Source organism: Microbacterium schleiferi, from assembly GCF_038150145.1.
GTDB classification, from domain to species: Bacteria; Actinomycetota; Actinomycetes; order Actinomycetales; family Microbacteriaceae; genus Microbacterium; species Microbacterium schleiferi_B.
Genome location: NZ_JBBWSA010000009.1, coordinates 106,698 through 128,397, shown reverse-complemented (window position 1 = coordinate 128,397; position 21,700 = coordinate 106,698). Strand labels below are relative to the sequence as shown.

20 protein-coding genes are annotated in these 21,700 nt (G+C 66.1%); 12 read left to right on the top strand and 8 right to left on the bottom strand.

Translation table 11 applies throughout. The features are described 5' to 3' along the window. Positions 1-33 precede the first annotated feature (33 nt). Genes AADH62_RS11720 through AADH62_RS11710 form a run of 3 tightly spaced genes read left to right on the top strand, consistent with a single transcriptional unit; the run spans position 34 to position 3,522 of the window. Complete coding sequence (locus AADH62_RS11720) at positions 34-1,776, top strand: hypothetical protein (protein ID WP_341579605.1); 1,743 nt, start codon at positions 34-36, stop codon at positions 1,774-1,776. Between the two features lie 56 nt (positions 1,777-1,832). Further along, positions 1,833-2,759 (top strand): DMT family transporter, encoded by a 927-nt coding sequence (locus AADH62_RS11715; protein WP_341579604.1) that lies wholly within the window; start codon positions 1,833-1,835, stop codon positions 2,757-2,759. Continuing rightward, positions 2,740-3,522 carry a GntR family transcriptional regulator gene (locus AADH62_RS11710; protein WP_341579603.1) on the top strand — a complete coding sequence of 261 codons (783 nt, stop codon included), beginning with the start codon at positions 2,740-2,742 and terminating at the stop codon, positions 3,520-3,522. The genes AADH62_RS11715 and AADH62_RS11710 overlap by 20 nt, the downstream gene beginning before the upstream one ends. Positions 3,523-3,538: 16 nt before the next feature. On the opposite strand, the gene AADH62_RS11705 is transcribed toward AADH62_RS11710, so the two are convergent. Together AADH62_RS11705 and AADH62_RS11700 are read right to left on the bottom strand one after the other, a co-directional pair. Beyond that, positions 3,539-4,096: an RBBP9/YdeN family alpha/beta hydrolase gene (locus AADH62_RS11705; RefSeq protein WP_341579602.1), complete on the bottom strand. Its 558-nt coding sequence runs from the start codon at positions 4,094-4,096 to the stop codon at positions 3,539-3,541. Between the two features lie 98 nt (positions 4,097-4,194). After that, entirely contained in the window at positions 4,195-4,926 is a 732-nt protein-coding gene (locus tag AADH62_RS11700) for a glutamine amidotransferase (protein ID WP_341579601.1), read from the bottom strand. A gap of 154 nt (positions 4,927-5,080) precedes the next feature. On the opposite strand from AADH62_RS11700, the gene AADH62_RS11695 reads away from it, so the two are divergent. After that, positions 5,081-7,585, top strand: coding sequence for a glycogen/starch/alpha-glucan phosphorylase (locus AADH62_RS11695; RefSeq protein ID WP_425355681.1), 2,505 nt, complete (start codon positions 5,081-5,083; stop codon positions 7,583-7,585). Positions 7,586-7,605: 20 nt separating this feature from the next. Here AADH62_RS11695 and AADH62_RS11690 read toward each other — a convergent pair whose 3' ends face one another. Beyond that, a complete protein-coding gene (locus AADH62_RS11690) occupies positions 7,606-8,679 on the bottom strand; it encodes a winged helix DNA-binding domain-containing protein (protein WP_341579600.1) in 1,074 nt (357 codons plus the stop codon). Positions 8,680-8,763: 84 nt separating this feature from the next. Here AADH62_RS11690 and AADH62_RS11685 point away from each other — a divergent pair, with 84 nt between their 5' ends. From AADH62_RS11685 to AADH62_RS11655, 7 genes are all read left to right on the top strand, one after another. Then, positions 8,764-9,918 carry a PP2C family protein-serine/threonine phosphatase gene (locus AADH62_RS11685; RefSeq protein ID WP_341579599.1) on the top strand — a complete coding sequence of 385 codons (1,155 nt, stop codon included), beginning with the start codon at positions 8,764-8,766 and terminating at the stop codon, positions 9,916-9,918. Next, positions 9,915-11,867: a glycosyltransferase gene (locus AADH62_RS11680; protein WP_341579598.1), complete on the top strand. Its 1,953-nt coding sequence runs from the start codon at positions 9,915-9,917 to the stop codon at positions 11,865-11,867. Before AADH62_RS11685 ends, AADH62_RS11680 begins: the two co-directional genes overlap by 4 nt. Then, entirely contained in the window at positions 11,864-12,196 is a 333-nt protein-coding gene (locus AADH62_RS11675; RefSeq protein ID WP_341579597.1) for an STAS domain-containing protein, read from the top strand. Before AADH62_RS11680 ends, AADH62_RS11675 begins: the two co-directional genes overlap by 4 nt. Then, positions 12,189-12,602 (top strand): ATP-binding protein, encoded by a 414-nt coding sequence (locus AADH62_RS11670; RefSeq protein ID WP_341579596.1) that lies wholly within the window; start codon positions 12,189-12,191, stop codon positions 12,600-12,602. Before AADH62_RS11675 ends, AADH62_RS11670 begins: the two co-directional genes overlap by 8 nt. Before the next feature lie 79 nt (positions 12,603-12,681). After that, entirely contained in the window at positions 12,682-14,034 is a 1,353-nt protein-coding gene (locus AADH62_RS11665; protein ID WP_341579595.1) for an HNH endonuclease signature motif containing protein, read from the top strand. Between the two features lie 40 nt (positions 14,035-14,074). Further along, positions 14,075-14,887, top strand: coding sequence for a TspO/MBR family protein (locus tag AADH62_RS11660; protein WP_341579594.1), 813 nt, complete (start codon positions 14,075-14,077; stop codon positions 14,885-14,887). Between the two features lie 56 nt (positions 14,888-14,943). Continuing rightward, the gene (locus tag AADH62_RS11655; protein WP_341579593.1) at positions 14,944-15,798 is read left to right on the top strand and encodes an N-acyl homoserine lactonase family protein; all 855 of its coding nucleotides are present in this window, start codon (positions 14,944-14,946) and stop codon (positions 15,796-15,798) included. 14 nt (positions 15,799-15,812) lie between these two features. Here the strand turns inward: AADH62_RS11655 and AADH62_RS11650 are convergent, their stop codons facing one another. Further along, positions 15,813-16,784: a DNA topoisomerase IB gene (locus tag AADH62_RS11650; RefSeq protein ID WP_341579592.1), complete on the bottom strand. Its 972-nt coding sequence runs from the start codon at positions 16,782-16,784 to the stop codon at positions 15,813-15,815. Between the two features lie 167 nt (positions 16,785-16,951). On the opposite strand from AADH62_RS11650, the gene AADH62_RS11645 reads away from it, so the two are divergent. After that, positions 16,952-17,407 (top strand): SRPBCC family protein, encoded by a 456-nt coding sequence (locus AADH62_RS11645; RefSeq protein ID WP_292732716.1) that lies wholly within the window; start codon positions 16,952-16,954, stop codon positions 17,405-17,407. A 58-nt stretch (positions 17,408-17,465) separates the two neighbouring features. On the opposite strand, the gene AADH62_RS11640 is transcribed toward AADH62_RS11645, so the two are convergent. Genes AADH62_RS11640 through AADH62_RS11625 form a run of 4 tightly spaced genes read right to left on the bottom strand, consistent with a single transcriptional unit; the run spans position 17,466 to position 21,573 of the window. Beyond that, the gene (locus AADH62_RS11640; protein WP_425355680.1) at positions 17,466-18,269 is read right to left on the bottom strand and encodes an ABC transporter permease; all 804 of its coding nucleotides are present in this window, start codon (positions 18,267-18,269) and stop codon (positions 17,466-17,468) included. Then, the gene (locus AADH62_RS11635; protein ID WP_228178532.1) at positions 18,266-19,177 is read right to left on the bottom strand and encodes an ABC transporter permease; all 912 of its coding nucleotides are present in this window, start codon (positions 19,175-19,177) and stop codon (positions 18,266-18,268) included. Before AADH62_RS11635 ends, AADH62_RS11640 begins: the two co-directional genes overlap by 4 nt. A gap of 2 nt (positions 19,178-19,179) precedes the next feature. Further along, entirely contained in the window at positions 19,180-20,325 is a 1,146-nt protein-coding gene (locus AADH62_RS11630; RefSeq protein ID WP_292729179.1) for an ABC transporter ATP-binding protein, read from the bottom strand. Positions 20,326-20,331: 6 nt separating this feature from the next. Continuing rightward, positions 20,332-21,573 carry an ABC transporter substrate-binding protein gene (locus AADH62_RS11625; protein WP_228178534.1) on the bottom strand — a complete coding sequence of 414 codons (1,242 nt, stop codon included), beginning with the start codon at positions 21,571-21,573 and terminating at the stop codon, positions 20,332-20,334. Positions 21,574-21,700 lie beyond the last annotated feature (127 nt).

Sequence of the window (21,700 nt, the reverse complement as noted above, 5' to 3'; positions counted from 1 at the left end):
GGCAAGGTGATCGAGGTGTGGGAGCGTCTGCGGGTGACGGGAGTCGCCGAGATCTGGTGGCGCGCCGTCACCGACGGCTCCTTCTACAACCGCTGGAGCGCGTTCCTCTCATTCTTGCTCGCCGCCATCGTGGGTGTGCCGACGGCCAACAGTGCGTCGGTGACGGGTTACCTGCAGGCCATGGTGGTCGGTGTGCTTGGGTGGATCGTGCTGGCGATTCTCGCCCTGCCGGCGGCGGTCGCAGAGCGCCGCTGGCGCTCCCGACCTGCCCGCGGTGCTGCGGTTCTGACCACGCTGCTGGTGATCTGCGTCATCAGGACACCACTGAACGACGTGCTCTCGCGGTGGCTGTGGGACGTCGCTACGGCTGGCGTCTTCCTCCCGCGTGTGGTCACGAACATCGTTGCCGGGATTGCGCTGTTCTCGCTCGTCAGCATCACGCTCTCGGAATACGCCCGCCGGCGAGCGATCAACGCGCGCCTGGAACGAGCGCTGGCGCCGATGCGTGCCAGCCTCGAGAGGGCGCGCGCTCAGGCCGACGAGGTTGGCGAGGTGCTCGCCGCGACGGTGCGCAGGCTCCAGGCATCCCGCAACGTGCTGCTGGCTCGCCCCGTCGACTTCGACAGCGTGCGTGCCTACGCCGAAGAGGTGCGGCGCGAGAGTCACCTGCTCGAGGCGCGCGCTGATGCAACGGATGCCTCGGCTCCGGTGCCTGGTGTGGTGACGGCATCCGCCCTGCGGCCCCGCACGATCTCTGAGCGACTGGCGAACCCGCCGCTTCTGATGGTTTCGGCGATCTACGCGGTGGCAACTCTTCCGTTCTCGATCATGCAGGGCGGCCTGCGCGTCGGGATTCTCGGGGTGATGGGTCTGTTGGCGATCGACCTGGCGGCGGGGTTCGCCGGCCGCCGGTTGCTTCCCCAGCCCGGCGCGCGCTGGCGGCCCGTGCTGTTCCTGCTCCTCTGGGTATTGGCTGGGTGTGCTGTCGCAGCGCTGTCGGTGACGTTGCTGCCCGACATCGGCTTGGTGGCATACGTCGGCATCGTTGCGATCCCGGGTCTGGCCATCTCGGTGTCCGTCTGTACTGACGCCTTGCACGAGGCGCGTCTCGCCGCGGCAATGTCGCAGGACCTGCTCGCCGGTGCGGCGCGAGACGTGGCACGAGAGAGCGCTCGGGCATCGGATCCCTTGCGCCATGCGGTCGGCATCCTGCATGGCGGCGTGCAAGGTCAGTGCGTCATCCTTGCCGCGCAAGCCGATGAACGACAACCCACGGTCAGTGAGGTCGCCCAGTTCCGTGCGCGAACGGATGCCGCCTTCTATCGACTGCAGGGGCCTGTCAGCGAGCGAGACGTGGATCGCGGATCGCTGCGCGGTCCCTTCGGTTCCCTCGGTCGTGTCATCTCCGCGTGGCGTGCGGTCCTCGACATCTCGTACACGGTTTCGGCCACGGCCGCCGCGGCGCTGGGCGATCATGAGACCGATGAGCTGGCCGCCGAGGCGGTCACCGAAGCCTTCGTCAACGCGGTCAAGCACTCGGGAGCGAGGGAGGCAACCGTCTCGCTCACCGTCCCGAGCGATGATCGCCTGGTCGTCACGGTCGCCTCGCCGGGCACCCTTCCCTCTGCCGAGCGACGAGCATCTGGTCTCGGAACGCGCCGACCGAACACGCGAATCCTGCAGTCAGGGACTGATGTCGTCTTCGAAGCCGTCCTGCCGGTGGCTTCCGATCCGGATGCGCCGTCGTCGCCGGTAGCCCGCGCTGCCAGTTTCTAGGTGCAGCCGGCGACCCGTTCGCCAGCGAATTGGGAACATTGTGTAACAATGTTCCCGTGCCTGGAGTGATCGCTGTGCTGCTTGCCGCGTTGTGCTTCGCGACGACGGGAACGGCGCAGGCGCTCGCCGATGTCGATGCATCCCCGCTGTCGGTCGGTGCCGCCCGCATCCTCATCGGCGGGGGGATTCTCGGTGCGATCGCGCTGGTTGCCCGGCCACGGATGCCGCGCACGGCGTCATCCGCGGTTGCTGCCGCACGCCGCGCGCCGGCGTGGGTCATCGTGGCGGTCGGCGCCGCGGGGGTCCTTGCCTACCAGCCGACCTTCTTCGCCGGCACCCGCCTCAACGGGGTGGCCGTCGGTACGGTCATCGCCCTGGGGTCCGCGCCGATCGTGACGGGAATCCTCGACGCGCTCATTCGTCGACGGATGCCGAGCGCGCGGTGGGGCGTTGCCACGGGCATCGCGCTGGTTGGTGTCGTGCTCGTCTCTGGGGTGGTGGGCGGAGCCAGCGCGGCGGGGGTAGGACCACTTGGCATCCTTGCCTCGCTTGCCGCGGGAGCGTCGTACGCACTCTATGCGCTGGCCAGCAAGCTGCTGATGGATCGTGGCTGGAGCTTCCAGGCAGCAATGGGCACCGTCTTCGGGGTGGCAGCGATCGTGAGCCTGCCGATTCTGCTGGCAAGTTCGTCCGCCTGGCTGCTGACGCCCGCGGGTCTCGCCCTCGCGCTTTGGCTCGGCGTTGTGACCACGGCGATCGCGTACCTGCTGTTCGGATGGGGCCTGCGGCGCCTCGCCCCGACCACGGTTGCCACGCTCACCCTCGCGGAGCCGCTCGGCGCGACACTGCTCGGCGTGTGGGTGCTTCACGAGCAGCTCACCGCAGCGTCGGCGATCGGGCTTGTCGTGCTCGCCGCGGGACTCGTGGTGCTCTCACTGCCAGGAGGACGGAAGGTGAAGACTGATGTCTCCGCGCCGGCGTGAGAGCGACCCGGGACCCACCCAGGCTGCCGCCCTTGCCGAGGCGCTGGGCGCCAGCATCCTGTCGGGCGAACTGGGCCTAGACGCACCGCTGCGAGAGGAGAACGTGGCAGAGCGGTACGGTGCGTCGCGGCACACGGTACGCGCTGCGCTGCAGACGCTTGCCGCCGAACGTCTCGTGACGATCGAGCCCTATCGCGGAGCACGCGTCGCAAACTTCGACAACGATGCGGTCGAAGCGCTCCAAGAGCTGCGGGGCGCGCTTGAGGCAGAAGCGGTGCGGCAGGTCAGTGCCACGCACGGCGCGTCGTGGCCGGATGCGGTAACTCGTCCCGTGACGGAGGCCATCGACCGGCTCGCGCTGGCAGAGGCATCCGGCGACTGGCTGGCGACGACTCGCGCCCATGCCGAGGTACACCGTCTCATCGTCGAGGCAGCCGACAGTCCTCGGATCGCGCAGGCGCATCGTCAGCTCGAGTCCGAGATCCTGCTGCTCCTGACCCACGTCAGACCCGACTATCCAGCGGGTTCGCTCGCGCAGGAGCACACTGCCTATCTCGAAGAGGTTCAGCGCGCCGGAGGAAAGGCGGTGCGTGCGCATCTGGCGCACTCGGCCGACCTCATCCGTGCGGTTCCGACCGCTGCGACGGCAAGTTCGTCGACGGGCAGCGGCGACGGCAACGTCACCGGACCCCGCGGTGGGCGCAGTGCCGCGACCAGATCGGCCCGGCCAGTCGCCGCCGAGACGAGTTCCGAGGTGAGCTGATCGAACGACGCCGCCATCATCGTCTGCCCTCGAGGTCACGGATGAATCCGCGAAGGAGGTCGAGTCCCTCTGGCCACGGACCGTGCCCGCTCAGAACGTTGATGTGTCCGGCGTCACCGACGTCGATCTGATGCGCACCCCAGCGCCGACAGATGTGGGGGGAGCGGTCGGCGGAGCAGTAGGGGTCGGTAGTGCTGGTCACCGCGATCATCGGAATCGGCAGGGGATCGTGAGACGCGGCGGCGCCCCTGAAGCTCACCGCCTCGGTCGGGAACGATGGCGCATCCGGATCGGGCGGAGCAACAAGAAAGACACCGCGTATGCGCTCAGGAGAGTGCGCTGCGAACGCCACCACGCTGAGGCATCCGAGACTGTGGGCGACGAGAACCGCCGGCTCACCGGCTGCCTGCACGGCAGCGCCGACGGCCCGGTCCCAGTCGTCGATGTCTGGTTCGTCCCAGGATGCCGGAGTGGTGCGTTCCCAGGCCGGATGCTGCGCTTGCCAGATCGACTGCCAGTGGTCGGCTGATGAACCGCCGAGCCCCGGCACCACGACAATCGAAGAATCCTGCATCGCTCTCCTCTTTCGTGATGGTTGGCGCCCATTCAACCGATCAGGTAGCCCGGCATGTAGAGCCAAAGTGCGCCAGCTGGCCCGTCGGCTCCGACCTGTCAGCTGGCGTAGCGCTCGACGAACGTGCGCAGCATGCGGCTCGGATGCAGCACCTCGCGCTCCCGGACTGCCGCGAGCGGAACGTGCACTTCGGTCGGTGCGAAGTACCCGTAATCGGTGTAGGCGTGGATGCGTGAAGTGATGCCGTTGACGTCGAGCTCGGGATGGAACTGCGTCGCGTAGATGTTCTCGCGCACGCGGAACATCTGAACCGGGCACGAGGCGGATGACGCCAGTAGCGTTGCCGAGGTGGGGAGTGAACGCATCGCTTCCTTGTGCCCCACGAAGGCATCGAAACGGGGTGGGATGCCGGTCAGTAGGGGGTCTTCGATCCCGGCATCCGTGAGTGAAACCTCGACGACACCGACCGGCTCGCCGTAGGTGCGGTCGATGACGGCACCCAGGTGAGCTCCGACCGTGCCCACGCCGTAGCAGGCACCGAGGAAGGGGAAGTCCCGCGCGACGACCTGGTCGAGCAGCGCATCGAACTCTGCCTCGACGCGCCGCTGCACGGCTGACTTCTGCTCGAGGGGGTCGGATGCGTTGAACGGCCCGCCGCCGACGAAGATGCCCGACAGGTCATCGAGCTCGAGCTCCGGCATCGGACCGGCCTCAAGTCGCACCCGTCGCAGCTCGGACTCCGCGAGACCGGTGAAGCGCAGGAACAGCTCGTACTCTTCATCGGCCGGACCGTCCTCGGCGCGGGTGGCCAGCAGGATGAACGGCTTCATCCGCTCAGCTTAAGCGCCGCAGAGCCGCGTTGATCCTGCAATCGGCCTGCATCGATCGAGCTCCGGGCCCGCTCTTCGTGACGAGTGTGTAAACCTCGCATGGCGATTCGCGACCGAGGATGATTAGCTCCGCCGGACTCGATATCGTCGTGAGGTGCCCGACACACAGAACTCCGACGCGACCCTGCGTCCCACGCACCCGCTCGCACTCGCTCCCGTCATCGCACCGCCCGCGTCGGTGGACGGATTCGTCAAGCAGTTCCTCGCGAACCTGAACTTCGATCAGGGCGTCTCGCTGTCGGCATCCGACGCCAACGACCAGTACCTGGCGCTCGCGGGCACGGTGCGCGACTACCTCATGGCGCGGTGGCTCGAAGACCAGACCCGGCAGCGCGAGCAGCAGGCGAAGACGGTCTGCTACCTGTCGGCGGAGTATCTGCTCGGCAAGCAGCTCGACAACAATCTGCTCGCCGCGCGCCTGGGTGAGATCGCCACGGAGGCGCTCGCGCAGTGCGGTATCTCGATGGACGACATGCGCGAGGTTGAGGTCGAACCAGGGCTGGGTAACGGCGGTCTCGGGCGCCTCGCTGCCTGCTTCATCGATTCGCTTGCCACGATGAGTGTGCCGACGATCGGGTACGGCATCCGCTACGAGTACGGCATCTTCCGGCAGACCTTCGTCAACGGAGAACAGGTCGAGCAGCCGGATGCCTGGCTGCGGATGGGTTCGCCGTGGGAGTTCCCGCACCCCGAGGCGGCGCAGACGATCTCGTTCGGCGGTCGCACCGAGACCTACGACGACAACGGCGTTACCCGTACACGGTGGGTTCCGGACTGGAACGTGCTCGCGGTGCCGTACAACATGATGGTGCCCGGCTACCACAACGGTCGCGTCAACACGCTGCGGCTGTGGCGCGCGGTTGCGACCAACGCCTTCGATCTGCGCATCTTCAACTCCGGTGATTACGAAGAGTCGGTGCGCGCGCAGACCTTCGCCGAGAACATCTCGAAGGTGCTCTACCCCGAGGACTCGACGCCGCAGGGCAAGGAGCTGCGCCTACAGCAGCAGTACTTCTTCGTCGCGGCATCCATCAACGACTTCCTCGACAACGTGCTGCTCGAGGGCTTCGATCTCAACAACCTGCCCGACCGCGTGATCTTCCAGCTCAACGACACGCACCCGGTCATCGCCGTGCCCGAGCTCATGCGGGTGCTGGTCGACGAACGCGGTATGGAGTGGGAGGACGCGTGGGCCATCACGCAGAAGTGCTTCGCCTACACCTGCCACACGCTGCTGCCCGAGGCCCTCGAAGTGTGGTCGGTCGACCTGCTCGGGAGGCTCCTGCCGCGACACCTTGAGATCATCTACCGCATCAACGACGAGTTCCTCGATGAGGTGCGCGAGCGGTTCGGCGACGACATGATGCGTATTCGCAACATGTCGATCATCGGTGAGCACCCGTACCGCTCGGTGCGGATGGCCTACCTCGCCACCGTCGCCGGCGCGAAGGTCAACGGTGTGGCCGAACTCCACTCGCAGCTGCTGCGCGACAAGGTGCTGCACGAGTTCGCCGAAATGTACCCCGACAAGTTCACGAACGTCACCAACGGCGTGACGCCGCGGCGCTTCATCCGTTTGGCGAACCCGTCCCTCGCGAGCCTCATCACCGAAGCGCTCGGTGCAGGCTGGACTGTCGACCTCGAACGACTCCGGGGGCTGGAGGCGCTCGCCGAGGACCCCGAGTTCCGCGAGCGGTTCGCTGCTGTTAAGGCAGCCAACAAGCGGCGCCTGAGCGATGTGCTGCAGCGCCGGGACGGCGTCACGATCGATGACACCCATTTGCTGGATGTCATGGTCAAGCGGCTTCACGAATACAAGCGCCAGACCCTTAAGGTGCTGCACATCGTCACCGAGTACGAGCGCATCATCTCGGGCACGGTCGCGGCCGCCGACATCCAGCCCCGCACCTTCATCTTCGGGGCGAAGGCTGCGCCGGGATACGCGATGGCCAAGCGCATCATCCACCTCATCAACTCGGTCGCGTCCGTGGTGAACAACGACCCGCGCGTCGAGGGGCGACTGAAGGTCGTCTTCCCGCCGAACTACAACGTCACGCTCGCCGAGAGCATCATTCCGGCCGCCGACCTGTCGGAACAGATCTCGCTCGCCGGCAAGGAGGCATCCGGCACGGGGAACATGAAGCTCGCCCTCAACGGTGCGCTGACGATCGGCACTGACGACGGCGCCAACGTCGAGATTCGGCAGCTTGTCGGCGACGACAACTTCTTCCTGTTCGGCATGACCGAGCCCGAGGTCGAAGCGCTGTGGGCGAAGGGCTACAAGCCTGCTGATTTCTACCAGGCCGACCCGCAGCTGCGCGCCGCGATGGACCTCATAGCGTCGGGGGAATTCTCGGGCGGAGACCGCACGGTCTTCGAGCCGATCGTGTCGAATCTGCTCTACGACGACCGATTCATGGTGCTCGCCGACTACGCCTCATACATCGAGGCGCAGGCGCAGGTCGACCTCGCGTACGCGGATCAGGATGCCTGGACCCGCTCGGCGATCCTCAACATCGCCCGCTGCGGCTTCTTCTCGTCCGACCGCTCGATGCGCGACTATCTCGACCGCATCTGGCACGCGCGTCCGCTGCTCTGACGGTCGCGGTCAGCGTCGCGTCAGTCGTGCGGCCAGGCGCTCAGCGCGTCTTCGATGAGCCGTGCGGCTCGATCGGTGACGGGCTCGAGGAGCTCGAGCACCGGAGTGCGGCTCTTTGCACCACGAGGCGCCGAGAAACGCCACGTGCCGACCACGACGCCGTCGACGAGGACTGCCGGGCGGAAGACGCCGTTCTTGCCGGGGACAAGAGCGTCGAACATTGCGTCCGAGGTGACGAGCGACCTGTCGGCATAACCGAGGATCCACTCGTCGAACGCGGGAACGAGCGTCACGGTTTCAGCAGACGCTTGCCAGCTTGAGTCAGCTAACGCGTCTGCCTCGGCATCCAGATACACGGGCTTCTCGCCGAGCTGCCCCAGCCCGATGCGGTCGACGGATGCCGCGGCGGCGCGCAGCCGCGTCTTGGGAAGCTTCGTCCACCAGGCCAGGTCGTCGAGGGTGACCGGCCCTCGCGCGGCGACATAGCCTGTGACGACACGGCTGAGTGCGGCATCCGTGTCGGTTTCACGTGGGGTCGCGCTGAGGGTGAGGAACTGCTCAGATCCGTCGGGCGTGAACGCGCCCCAGTGCGCCAACCCGCTGATGCACAGGTGGACGAGGAGGTGGTAGCCGCGCCCGCTGTCGGTCGAGATTCCGGCATCTTCCCACGTCGCGAGGATGTCGGCACGCCGCAGTGGAACGGTCTCGAGCGCCGCGACGGCGACCTCGTGCGCGCGGTCGATCGTGGCGTCATCCAGCTCGAGTTGCTCGCGGCGGCGCGCCATCGACTGCAGCGTTCTGGTACCGGTCAGGGCGAGGAGCGAAGCCAAGTGCTCGGGGGTAGTCGCGAACAGCGTGCCGCGCATGGGCCAGGACCGCACCAGCGCCCCGCTGTCGAACGCGGCGCGCACATCATCGACGGTCGTTGCCGGGGCCGACCGCAGGGCGATCGCACGCAGGACTGCCGGAAGATCTTGGCCCTGCAGGGCTCCCGCGCGGTCGACCACCTCCCGCGGGGAGCGGGCCGAGCCGCCGAGCAGCTGAGCCCGGTGGCGCAGCCCACGCGCTTGCTCGGGGGAGAGGGATGCCGTCATGTCGATCACCGTAGTACGAGCCACCCCCACACGGGCGAGGTGGGCGGCGCCCGCCATAGACTTGGCTTGCGGGGAGGTACACGGATGTACGACGAACAGGCCAGCCAGCGCGCCCTGGACGCGCTCGCCATAGTAGATACACCTGCCGATGAGCGGGTCGACCGGATCGTGCGCCTTGCGGCAGAACTGTTCCGCGTACCGATGGTCGGCGTAACGCTTCTCGACCGGGAGCGTCAATGGCGCAAGTCGCAGATCGGCCTCGGACCCGAGGCGGCGCGTCAGGACTCTTTCTGCGATGTGACAGCGCGACGCGACCGAACTGTGGTTGTCGAAGATGCCACGGTCGACCCGGACTTCGCCAACAACCCCTTCGTGGTGGGAGATCCGAACCTCCGGTTCTACGCGGGTCACCCCCTCCACGCGCCCGGCGGCGAGCCTGTCGGTACGCTGTGCATCCTGGATACCGAGGCGCGTTCACTGACCGCCGATGAACGGGGGTTGCTGGAGGAACTCGCCGGTTGGGTTCAGGCGGAGATCTCGCGGGAACTCGAAATCGACCAGGCTGCGCTCGTGCAGCGCGCCCTCTTACCTCGTGAGGTTCCGGAGGTAGACGGCTATCGCATCGCAGCTTCCGCCGTCGGCCCCGCGCAGCTGATGGGCGACTTTTACGACGTCCGTGCCCTCTCCGAGCACCTCCGTGTGGTGCTGGCAGACGTGATGGGCAAGGGCATCGGGCCAGCGATCATCGCGGCTAGCGTGCGAGCATCTTTGCGCACCTCTCCCGAACGCTCGATTCTGCGCGCTATGGACGATGTAGACACGCTCCTGGTCGAGGACCTTGCCGGATCGTCTAGCTTTGTCACCTCGTTCTACGTCGACGTCGATCTGAAGTCCGGAGACTTCTCGTACGTCGACGCAGGCCACGGGCTTGGGTATATCCTCCGCCGCGATGACACGTGGTCTCGGCTGCGCACGACCGGTCTTCCACTCGGGCTGGGTCTGGGCGATGTAGGTGACTTGCGGGCTGAAGCGAACGACCGCCTCGAGCCGGGCGACATCCTCATGTGCTGCAGTGACGGCCTTCTCGACGTTCTGGACGAGGACGCACCGCTGGATCATGTGAGGCGCGTCGTGCGCGATCGCGGAATCGAGGGAGCAGCGCAAGAGGCGAGTCGCCTGGGCAGAACCCGTCGGGCCATCGATGATGTCACCGTCGTCCTCGTGGAGCGCCTCGGATGAGCGCACGTTTCGTGTGGATCCGGATCCTCGCCGTGCTTTCGGTGATCCTCGGTGTGAACTACGTGGCGTGGCGGTGGCTAGCATCCGTCAACTGGGAAGCGTGGTGGATCGCCGTCCCGCTCGTCATCGCCGAAACCTACAGCCTGGTCGACACGTTCTTGTTTGCGGTGACGATGTGGCGTGCGAAGACCCGGCCACACCCGCAATTGCCGGCGCACGGGACTGCCGACGTGCTGATCACGACCTACAACGAGCCGATCGACATGGTCATGGCGACGGCGTTGGCCGCAAAGAGGATCGAGTACCCCCACACCACCTGGATTCTCGACGACGGTGCGCGCGACGAGCTGAGAACCGCTGCCAGCGCCGCAGGCGTCGGGTACATCACCAGATCGTCCGACTGGATCGGCAAGCCGCGCCACGCGAAGGCAGGCAACCTCAACAATGCGCTTTTTCAGACTGATGGCGAGTTTCTGCTGATCCTCGATGCGGACCAGGTTCCGGATCCGGCGATACTCAGTCGGACCTTGGGTTACTTCGCTGACGACACTGAGGTCGCTCTCGTTCAGACTCCGCAGTGGTTCGTGAACGTGGACGATGCAGACCCGCTCGGGAGTCAGGCGCCGCTGTTCTATGGCCCCATCCAGCAGGGTAAGGACGGGTGGAACGCCGCCTTCTTCTGTGGCTCGAACGCCGTCCTCCGGCGCGATGCGCTCATGCAGATGGGGATCGTCGGATACGTGCGGGATCTCGACCAGTCGACGCGTCGTGCCCTCAGGGCAAGCGATTCGCTGCTGGCTCGTGCCTCGCGTGACCGCTCGCTCGATCCGGTCGTGAGGCAAGAGCTGGTTGAGCTTCGGGCCTCCGTACGTACTGCCCGAACGAGGATCTCTAGCGGCGAGCCGATCGGCGAGGTTACCTATGCGGTCGAGGCCGCGGTCGACGCAGCGTCGCGTCGCCTCATTGCGCGTGACCTTCGTGCGCTGGAAGCCGATCTCAGGGCGATCGAGGAACTTCCGATTACCCGGGACTCAGAACTCGGTGAGATCGTGATCGATGACGAGGCCCTCGACGCGTTGGCGGCACGTGAACTGTCGCCACTGGGCGCCGTGGACTCCGTCGGCGCGCTCGTTCGGGCGGTGCGCGTCGACAGACCGGACGAAGCCATCCCTGTGCTCCCACTCGCGACGATCTCCGTGACAGAAGACATGGCGACAGCCATGGAACTGCATTCGCTGGGCTGGCGCAGCGTCTACCACCATGAAATCTTGGCGCACGGGCTGGCGCCAGAAGACCTCGGAACCATGTTGCAGCAGCGGCTCAGGTGGGCGCAGGGAACATTACAGGTGATGCTGCGAGACAACCCGTTGCTCAAGCGGGGACTCTCGGCAGGTCAGCGGCTCATGTACTTCGCGACGATGTGGAGCTATTTGGCGGGCTTCGCGGCCGTCGTGTACCTTGCCGCGCCGGTGATTTACCTATGCTTTGGTGTTCTGCCGGTCACCGCGTGGAGTGTCGACTTCTTCGCGCGGTTCCTTCCCTACTTCATCGTGAATCAGATCCTCTTCCTGGTTGTGGCGAACGGTTTGAAGACCTGGAGGGGTCAGCAATACTCCTTGGCACTGTTCCCGGTATGGATCAATGCATGCGTGAGCGCTGTGGCGAACGTCGTCTTCAAGCGACCACTTACGTTTGTGGTGACCCGCAAAGACGGCGTTCGAACCGCTATTCCCTGGCGAGCGATACTGCCGCAGCTGACAGCGATCGTCGTCCTTGTCGTCGCCCTGGTCATCGGCCTCGCTCGTCTCGCGGTTGGAACCGCCGACGGCACCGGTACGCTCGTGAACACGATCTGGGTTGGATACGACCTGTTGGTGCTTAGTGTCATCCTTCAGGCGGCCGCCTACCGTGGTCCTCGCACGACGACAGAAGAGGAGACAAAGTCATGAACCTCACCGTGACGTCCCTGCCTGAGTGCGTCGTCGTCGCTCCAGCCGGACGGCTCACGGCGTCGACAGCACCGCGACTGAGGGACGAGCTGAACGACCGCATTCAGAGTGGGCAGAACAAGCTGGCCATCGACATGACGGAGCTGGAGTTCATCGACTCGTCAGGACTGGGTGCACTCATCGGTGGGCTCAAGGTGGCACGCTTGGCTGGCGGCGATCTCCGCATCGCAGCTGTGCCTACTGCGGTGCAGCGCGTGCTCGCTCTCACCAATCTCGACAGGGTCCTCAAGTCCTATCCGGATGCGCGAGCGGCCTACGCGAATGACTGAGCCAGCGGTGTACGCGCAAGGATTCGCTGACGCGACCTTCATCGACGAGGTGCATCGGAGTTTCGCGACGCTGTGGGCGTCGGCGGCTCACGTCGGTGAAGAAGACCGGATGCTATTCGAGCTTGCGGTTTCGGAGATCGCATCGAACGTCGTCATGCATGCACAGGGCCGTGACCCGATTGAGGTTTCCCTCTCTCTTCGCGTGGACGATGTTGCCTTGGAAGCAGTGTTCACTGACTCTGCAGACCCCGCTCTGATCGATCTCGCCGAGGTGCAGATGCCCGGTTCCGACGCTGAGTCCGGACGCGGACTCGCACTCGCATTGAGCGTCTTGGACGAGCTCGTGCATGAACCCGGGCCGGGGAACGTCTGGCGGCTCCGGCGCTCGCTTCATCCTGTCGGGTAGCTCTACCCGTGAGACCGAGTCACGGCTTCACCGCGACTCACGTTCTTTCAATGTCGGACCCCCCTCGTAGTGTCGGGGTATGGAAGCAGTCGGTGCGGGTGATTCGGGTCAGTGGCCCGGGGTGCCGGATGCTGACGGGTTCCTTGACGAGCGGGATGTGCGGGAGTGGGATGCCGAGGTGGCGGGGTGGGTTCCGCCGCGTCCGGACGCTGTCGCTCTTGTGCTTGAGGCTGCTGATTTGGAGGCGGTGTTCGCTGCGCAACGGTTCGCGCGGGTCGATGACCTCCGCCTGGAAGCCCTGGACGATGTCACCCGGTATGGGGGTGGGTCCCGGGAGCTGGTGATGCGGTCCCTGCGGCTGGAGCTTGCCGCGGCTCTGCGGATCACGGAGAACGCGGCGGGGATGATGCTCGCCCGTGCCGAATCACTCGTCCACTCCTACCCGGCCGTGTTGGAGTCCCTCTCCCACGCAAACGTGACGGTCCGGCACGCGGAGATCCTGGTCGATGACCTCGATGTACTCGACCCCGATATCGCGGCGGGCCTGGTGGGTCGGGCGTTGGGGTTGGCGGAGTCTCTGCCGGTGGGGTCGTTCCGGCGTGCGTTGCGCCGCCTGATTGACCGGGAAACCGCCCCCACGTTGACCGAACGTCACCAGGTCGCGGTGCGGGGGCGTCGGATCATGGTGGAGCCGGCGGGGGATTCGATGTCGTGGGTTCACGCGCTGGTCCCGTCGGTGGAAGCCCACGCGATCTACGGGCGGGTCACCCAGAAAGCTGTGGTGATCCGTGACCACGACCGCGGCAGCACCCGGGGCGGGGAACCGGGGGACGGGTCGGAGCGGAGTCTGGATGAGATCCGCGCTGACGTGTTCTGCGACCTGTTAATCGACGGGACCGTTCCCCAACACCCAAAGCAGGCTCGGGGCATCCAAGCAACCGTTGTCGTGACCGTCCCCGCCCTCGCGCTGATGGGTGTGGACGGTGTGACGGATCCGGCGGAGGTGGAGGGGGTTGGTCCGATCCCGATCGAGACCGCCCGGGAGCTCGCCGGTAACGCGTCAGGGTGGATGCGGGTCCTCACCCACCCCGAAACCGGGGCCGTCATCAGTGTCGGGCGCACGAAGTACCGGCCACCACCGGAGCTCGCGAAACTGGTGAAGTGGCGGGCTGACCGGTGCATGGGCCCGGGATGCGGGAAACCGGCGTCGCAGTGCCAGATCGACCATTCGGTCGCGTGGGCAGACGGCGGGGAAACATCGGTGACGAACACGGCACCGTTCTGCCAGGGACACCACACCGTGAAGCATCACGGCGGGTGGGTCATCACGCATCTTGATGACGGGTCCCTGGAATGGGTGTCCCCACACGGGCGCCGCTACATCGTGAAGCCCGAACGACACCTCCCCACCTTCTACCCCAACGCAGCCTGAACCTGGCCCGCTGGCCGCAGGTGCGTAATACCGTGGGGGCATGAGCGCGACGGAATCAGCACGCGGCAGCGACGTGACCCGCCAGATCCTGGTGATCGCGGCCTTCGTCTTCATGATCATCGGCGACGCCGTCGGCCTCGGAGCCTTCGGCGGCACGCCGATTCAGGATGCGCAGGGCGGGTCCTTCTCGCCGGACAGGTCCTACCTCACGCCGGCTACCGAGGCCTTCGCCATCTGGACGCCGATTTATCTCGGCCTCGCGATCTACGTCGTCTGGCAGGCGCTCCCGTCGCAGCGCGCCCGTGATCGTCAGCGCAGCCTTGGCTGGCTCATCGCCCTCACGATGGTGCTCAACGGGCTCTGGCTCGTCACCGTGCAGTTCCTCTCGGTCTGGGCGACCGTGGTCTGCATCATCCTGCTCCTCGCAGCGCTCGTCATCACCTACCTTCGAGCGGTCCGCACCCGGGAGCCGGCCGATGGCTGGCTCGACGGCATCCTGATCGACGTCGTCACCGGCCTGCACCTCGGCTGGGTGGCCCTTGCTACCGTCGCGAACATCGCCGCGGCGCTCACGGCGACCGTCCCCGCCGACTGGGAGAGCGCGGCATCCGTCGTCGGAGTCATCGTGCTCATTGTCGTTGCCGCTGTCGCGCTCGGCATATCGGCGTCGGGCGGGTGGCGTATCGCTCCCGTCCTGTCGATCGCGTGGGGGCTCGGATGGCTCGCCGTCGCCCGTCTGCTCGGTGACCTCGTCGACGTCCCGATCGGGATCACGGCGATCATCGTCGCGGTGATCGTGATCGTCGTCCCGGTTGTCGGCAGGCTCATGCGTGAGCGCACACTCGCCGACTGACACGCCGAAACCTCGTCGCCCCGTGCGCGAAACAGCGACCTGGCACACTGAACCACATGACTAGCGGCGTCGGGCGTGTATCGGTTCTGAGCATCGGCGAGGTGCGGCTGCGGCGGCACAACATCGTCGGCAATGGCACCCCCATGCTGTGGTGGACCTTCACGTCGCGGCGATGGACGGATCCGTTGCCGGTCAATGTCGTTCTCGTTGAACACGAACAGGGCTGGGTTCTCTGGGACACCGGGCAAGCGCCAGCGTCAGCCGACACGCCGCGCGAGTACTTTCCGGGCGGTTTCGTCGGCGCGGTCTACGCGCGGCAGGTTGATTCGACCCTGACACCCGGCCAGGGACTGGGTGAGCAGCTCGAGCTCGCCGGCGTGCCGATCGAGCGACTTACCCTCGCCGCAGTGTCCCACTTGCACTATGACCACGCAGGAAACGTCGGTGAGCTCGCCGCGGCCGGCATCCCGGTGCTCGTCAGCGAACAGGAGCATGCCGTGCTCACGGGCAAGTCCCCACACATGCACGGCGTCTTGGCCGAGTACTTGCTCGATGCGGCTGTTCAGTGGCGGCCCGTCACGTTCGCACCGTCCGAGGATGCAGCGCTCGTCGACTTCGCCGGCGCGTACGACATCTTCGGCGACGGCGCACTGACGCTCCTGCCGACCCCGGGTCACACCGCCGGGTCGATGAGCCTGCTCGTCCGCCGCAGCAACGGGCGGAACCCGTTCCTGCTCGTGGGCGATGCAACCTACGATCCGAGCCTCATCGAGAAGGCGGTCGTTCCGGACGTGGGCGACAGAAAGCAGCAACGCGAGACACTGCGGCAGTTCGCAGCTTTGCGCGAGCGGCTACCGGGCCTTCAGGTGATCGCCGGTCACGATCCCCGGGCGGCCGAACTCGTCGCCTGACAGCACGCGCACCGTCACCGAAGCATCGCGCGCAGCTTCGACTCCACGGATGCCGGACGCGACGGGTCGATCGTCGTGCCGTGCTCGTAGGCCTCCACGATCCGCGGATCCACGTAGCTGCTGCGAGCGATCGCCGGGGTGTTGCCGAGGACGAACGCGGCGTCTCGCATCGCCGCGGCGACCATGCGCGCCCGCCGCGACGGCGACTCCACCGGTCCCGCTTTCGCAAGGCTCAGCGCCGCAGCCGCGGTGCCGTGCAGGGTCCGGAAGTCCTTGGCGGTGAAGTCGCCGCCCGTGCGTCGGCGGATGTCGGCATTGATTTCCTCGGGGTGCAGCGGGTGCACCTCGCCGTCGCCGTCGCGCCAGGCCAGCAATCGTGCCCGCCCGCCGCGGCGTTTCAGGGCTCGCACCACCGCAGCGAGGTCGGGGTCGGTCAGCTCCGATTCCCATGGCTGACCGCTCTTGCCCGGAAACCGCAGCTCGACGCGCTCACCGTCGTGCACGCTCGCGTGGGCGCACAGCAGCGTGCACAGGCCATAGCTGCCGTGCACGTCCGCGTAGCGTTCTGACCCGACCCGCAGGCTCCCGGTGTCGAGCATCCGGAACGCCGTCGCCAGGACGCGGGAGCGCCCGAGCCCGTCGGATCGCAGATCGAGCGTCACCGTGCGCCGGGCCCCCGGTAGCGTCTCGGCGAGGTCCAGCATCCGTTCGAACTTGACTCGATCCTGACGCTCGCGCCACACCTGGTGATACAGATACTGGCGCCTGCCGGCGTCGTCGACGCCTGTTGCCTGGATGTGCCCGTGGGGATGCGGTGAGATCCAAACGTCGTTCCACGCGGGTGGAATCGCGAGGTCCGAGATCCGCTCGCGGGTGGCCTCGTCGGTGATCGCCGCACCCGATTCGTCGAGGTAGGCGAACCCCCGTCCGCGACGCACGCGCCGCAACCCGGGTTCTGTGGTGCGACTGCGACGGAGGCGGGGCATGCGTTCACGCTACGCCGCCGCGATGGGGGCGAGGGCGGTTCGGTGATTCTGACCGCGGCGCGGATGCTGTCAACCCCCTCAGCGACTCGTGTCGGCATCCGTATCGTCGCCGTCGACCGATCGCCGATCCGGCGACCGGCAGCACGGTGACCATGAAGGAGACCGTCATGACAAGCACGATGACCGCAGACATCGAGGTGGACGCACCGATCCGCGCCGTCTACGACCAGTGGACGCAGTTCGAGGAGTTCCCCGAGTTCATGGGATCAGTGAACTCCATCACCCAGACCACCGACGACCTCACACACTGGTCGGTCAGCATCGGCGGTGTCGAGCGCGAGTTCGACGCCGAGATCGTCGACCAGGTTCCCGACGACCACATCGAGTGGGCGAGCACGGGGGAGCGGGTTCACACCGGACGCGTCGCGTTCACACCTGTGAGCGATGACTGCACCCGCGTTGAATTGCGCATGGAGTGGGAGCCCGAGACCTTCATCGAGAAGGCGGGCGCCGGACTCAACCTCGATGAGGCAGCAGCACGCATGGACCTGGAGCGCTTCAAGTCGTTCATCGAAGACCGCGGCCGCGAGACCGGCGGCTGGCGCGGCGAAGTCCACAACTGACGACACCACCGAAGCTCCCCGCACGCCCAGTAGGGTGCGGGGAGCTTCGGTGTTTCACTCAGCGACCCCGACGAACCGCCGCACGGCGCGCGTTCACGATCCCGTACGCCAGCGTGCCGATGATCGCGAGCAGGAACACCGCTGACGCGATCACGTTGGCCTGCGGCGGGATGCCGCGCTGAGCCGCAACGTAGATGTAGACCGGGAAGGTCTGCACCGAGCCGGACGTGAAGTACGTGATGATGAAGTCGTCGAAGCTGAGGCTGAACGACAGCAGCGCCGCCGCGATGATGCCCGGCAGCAGCAGCGGGAACGTGATGCGCCAGAACACCTGGCGCGGCGAGCCGTAGAGGTCTCGTCCGGCCTCTTCGATCGACGGATCCAGCGAGAGCGCACGAGCGCGCACCGTCACCACGACGAAGCTCAGACAGAACATCGTGTGGGCCAGGATGATCGTGCCGAGCCCCTTCGCGACGCCCATCGTCAGGAACTGGGCGGCAAGACCCGCACCGATGACGACCTCGGGGGTTGCCATCGGCAGGAACAGCAGCAGGCTGATCGATCCGCGGGCCTTGAACCGGTAGCGCACGAGCGCCAAGGCGATCATCGTGCCGAGGGTGGTGGCGATGATCGTGGCGACGAGACCGACGAGGATGCTATTGCCGAACGCGACACACACTTCGGGCTGCTCACAGACGGTGAGCCAGTTCTCGATCGTGAACCCGTTCCAGGTGATGTTGGTGCGGGTCGTCTCGTTGAACGAGAACAGGAACGTGTACGCGATCGGGATGAGCAGCACCACGAACGCTGCGATGACGTAGATACCGAGGATGCGGGACCGCACGGTCCATTGCGTCTTCACAGGAGGTCATCCGTTCCCGTGCGCCGCACGTAGCTGCCGACAATGATCAGGATGACGGCCATCAGCAGGATGCTGAGGGCTGCCGCCTGTGGGTAATTCACTGTGATGAGGAACTTCGACTGGATGACGTTTCCGATCATCGTCGTCGACGGGCTTCCGAGGAACGCCTGGCTGGCGTTCACATAGTCACCGGATGCCGGGATGAAAGTGAGCAGCGTCCCCGACACGACGCCCGGGAGCGAGAGCGGGAACGTGACCCGCCAGAACGTCTGCCCCGGCGTGGCGTACAGGTCGGAGCTCGCCTCGAGCAGGCGCGTATCGAGCCGGTCAAGCGAAGCGAACAGCGGTAGCGTCATGAACGGGATGAAGTTGTAGGTCAGACCGAAGACGACGGCGAATCCCGTGCCCGTGATGTGATCTTGCGGCCCGAAGAGCCCGATCGTCTGCAGGAACCCGACGACGGGTCCCTCGTCGGCGAACAGCGCCTTCCACGCCAAGGTCCGCAGCAGGAACGAGATGAAGAACGGCGCGATCACCAGCACCAGCAGCAGGTTCCGGATGAGCGGCCTGTCGCGCAGGACCACACCGATGAAGTACGCGATCGGATAGCTGATCAGCAACGCGAAGAGGGTGGCCAGCAGCGCGTACCAGAACGAGCGGAGGAACTGGGGCCAGTACTCCGCGATCACGTCGACGTAGTTCTGCCAGTTGAAGGCGTAGTAGAACGCGCCGTACTGCGACGTGTCGTTCACGCCGAACGAGGTCATCAGCAGCGACACGAACGGGACGACGAAAAACAGCGCGAGGTAGGCGAGCCCCGGCAGCAGCAGCGCGAACGCCACCCAGCTGGCGCGACGCTGCGGCGACGCCTTCTTCGTATCGGCGACAGCCAGCGCCGACATCGCCATGGCTAGGAGTCCTCGCTGTCGGCGATGGCCTCGGCTGCCCCCGCCTGGGCGTCGGCATCCAGCCCGAAGGTGTGCTCGGGTCGCCACCGCACCCAGACTTCGCTTCCGACCGAGAAGACCGAGCCGAACACCATGTTCTGCTCGAACACCCCGACGGGTCCGATGCCCGGCATCTCGACGGTGTATTGCGTGCTCACACCGGTGAACGAGAGGTCGGTGATGCGACCGGGGCCGAGGACGTTGTCGTCGGTGGTGGGCGCTTCGGCAGCGAGCATGAGTTTCTCGGGGCGAACACCGACGGTGATCTCGCCGGATGTCGAGACGGCGCGATCGATCGGCATCCGGAGTGTGCCCCCGGCCGCCGTGCGAGCCACGAGGGTGCCGCCGACCGCCGATTCGACGGTCGCTGCGATCAGGTTCGACTGACCGAGGAAGCTCGCGACGAACCCGGTGCGCGGGAGTTCGTACAGTTCCTGCGGCGCACCCATCTGCTCGATGCGCCCGTGGTTCATGACGGCCACGGTGTCGGCCATGGTCATGGCCTCTTCCTGGTCGTGCGTGACGTGCAGGAACGTGATCCCAACCTCGTCCTGAATCGTCTTCAGTTCGGACTGCATCTGGCGACGCAGCTTCAGGTCGAGGGCGCCGAGGGGCTCATCCAGCAGCAGCAGCGCCGGTCGGTTGACGACGGCTCGCGCGAGCGCGACACGCTGCTGCTGACCACCCGACAGCTGCGAGGGCTTGCGCCCCGCGACGTGGTCGAGCTCGACGAGCTTGAGGGCGTCGAGAGCGCGGCTGGAAGCATCCGTGACCTTGCGCCGACGCAGCCCGAACTCGACGTTCTCTTGCACCGTCATGTGGGGGAAGAGCGCGTAGCTCTGGAAGACCGTGTTCACCGGCCGCTTGTGCGGCGGCACGGATGTCACGTCTTTGCCGCCGATCGAGATCGAACCCGCGGTGGGTCGCTCGAGCCCCGCGACGATGCGCAGGGTCGTCGTCTTGCCGCAGCCCGACGGGCCGAGCAGGGCGAAGAACGAACCCGCCGGAATCACCAGGTCCAGATCGTGCAGAGCGGTGAAGCCCGGGAAGGTCTTGCGGATGCCGCGAAGCTCGAGGTCAGCGCCGGCCTCGGGTGTCGATGTGCTCATGCCCGGTCAGGCGCCGAGTCCGACGGCTTCGAACTCGGCGTTGTACTTCTCCTGCTCCTGGTTGCTGAGCGCCCGGAAGATGTACGCGTTCGCGAGCGTCGCCTCGTCAGGGAAGATGAGCTGGTTATCGACCATCTCGGGGTCGATGTCGGCCATCGCTTCCTGCGCTCCGACGACCGGGGTGATGTAGTTCACCCAGGCGGCGACCTCGGCGGCGACCTCGGGCTGGTAGTAGTAGTCGATCAACGTTTCGACGTTGGTCTTCTGCTGCGAACCGATCGGGATCATGAAGTTGTCGCTCCAGAGCGTCCCGCCCGAGTCGGGGAGGGCGAACCCGAACTTGTCGTAGCCGACCTCCGCGTTGATCGCGGTGATGTCGCCCGACCACACGATCGCGGCGAGTGTGTCTTCGTTGATGAGGTCGTCGGCGTAGGAGTTGCCCTTGATGTTGCGGATCTGGCCGTCCGAGACCTGCTGCGCGAAAACGTCGATCGCGTTCTGGAACTCGGTGTCGCCCCACGAGTCCGACGAGATGTCGACGCCCTGGCTGAGCATGATGAGGCCGATGGTGTCGCGCATCTCGCTGAGCACGCCGACGCGACCCTTCAGGTCGGGGTTCCACAGGTCTTCGACGGATGCCAGGCCGTTGGGGAGCTTCTCGGTGTTCCATGCGAGACCCGCAAAGCCTGACTGCCAGGGCACCGAGTTGGCGCGGCCGGGGTCGAAGCTCGGGTTCATCAGGCTCGGGTTGAGGTTCGCGTAGACGTTGGGCATCTTCGCCTTGTCGAAAGCCTGCGTGTAGCCGGACGCGATCCAGATGTTCGCCATCCAGTCGGTGAGGCAGACCGTATCGGCGCCGATGCCCTGGCCGAGCGCCAGCTGGTCGCGGACCTTCGCGAAGTAGGTGTTGTTGTCGTCGATCGCAACGTCGTAGTTGACGGTGATGCCGGTCTGGTCCTCGAACGCCTGCAGCGTCGGGTGGTTGCCGTCGTCATCCTCGTCGAGGTAGAACGACCAGTTCGCCCAGGTAAGGGTCTTCACGCTCGACGAGAGGTCCTCGGGGGCGGTCAGCGCTGAGCCGCCCGTGGAGTCCGAACCGCCGACGCGGCCGGTGCAGGCTGCGAGGAATCCCATGAGCGAGAGGGCACCGGCGCCGGCGAGCACGCCGCGACGGGAGATCTGCGCTGCGCGGGCCTGCGAAATCAGCGCTCGGATCATCGGATCGGAGGGGAGTGGACGGTCGGGCATAGTCGGTCACCTCAATCAGCTGAATGCGTGCTGTGCACGGATTGTCAGTGATCGTGTCACGACATCACCCGAGGCGGCAAGCGCAATCCGCAGTCCGAAACAAACTTGATACAGGAATCTGTCGTTT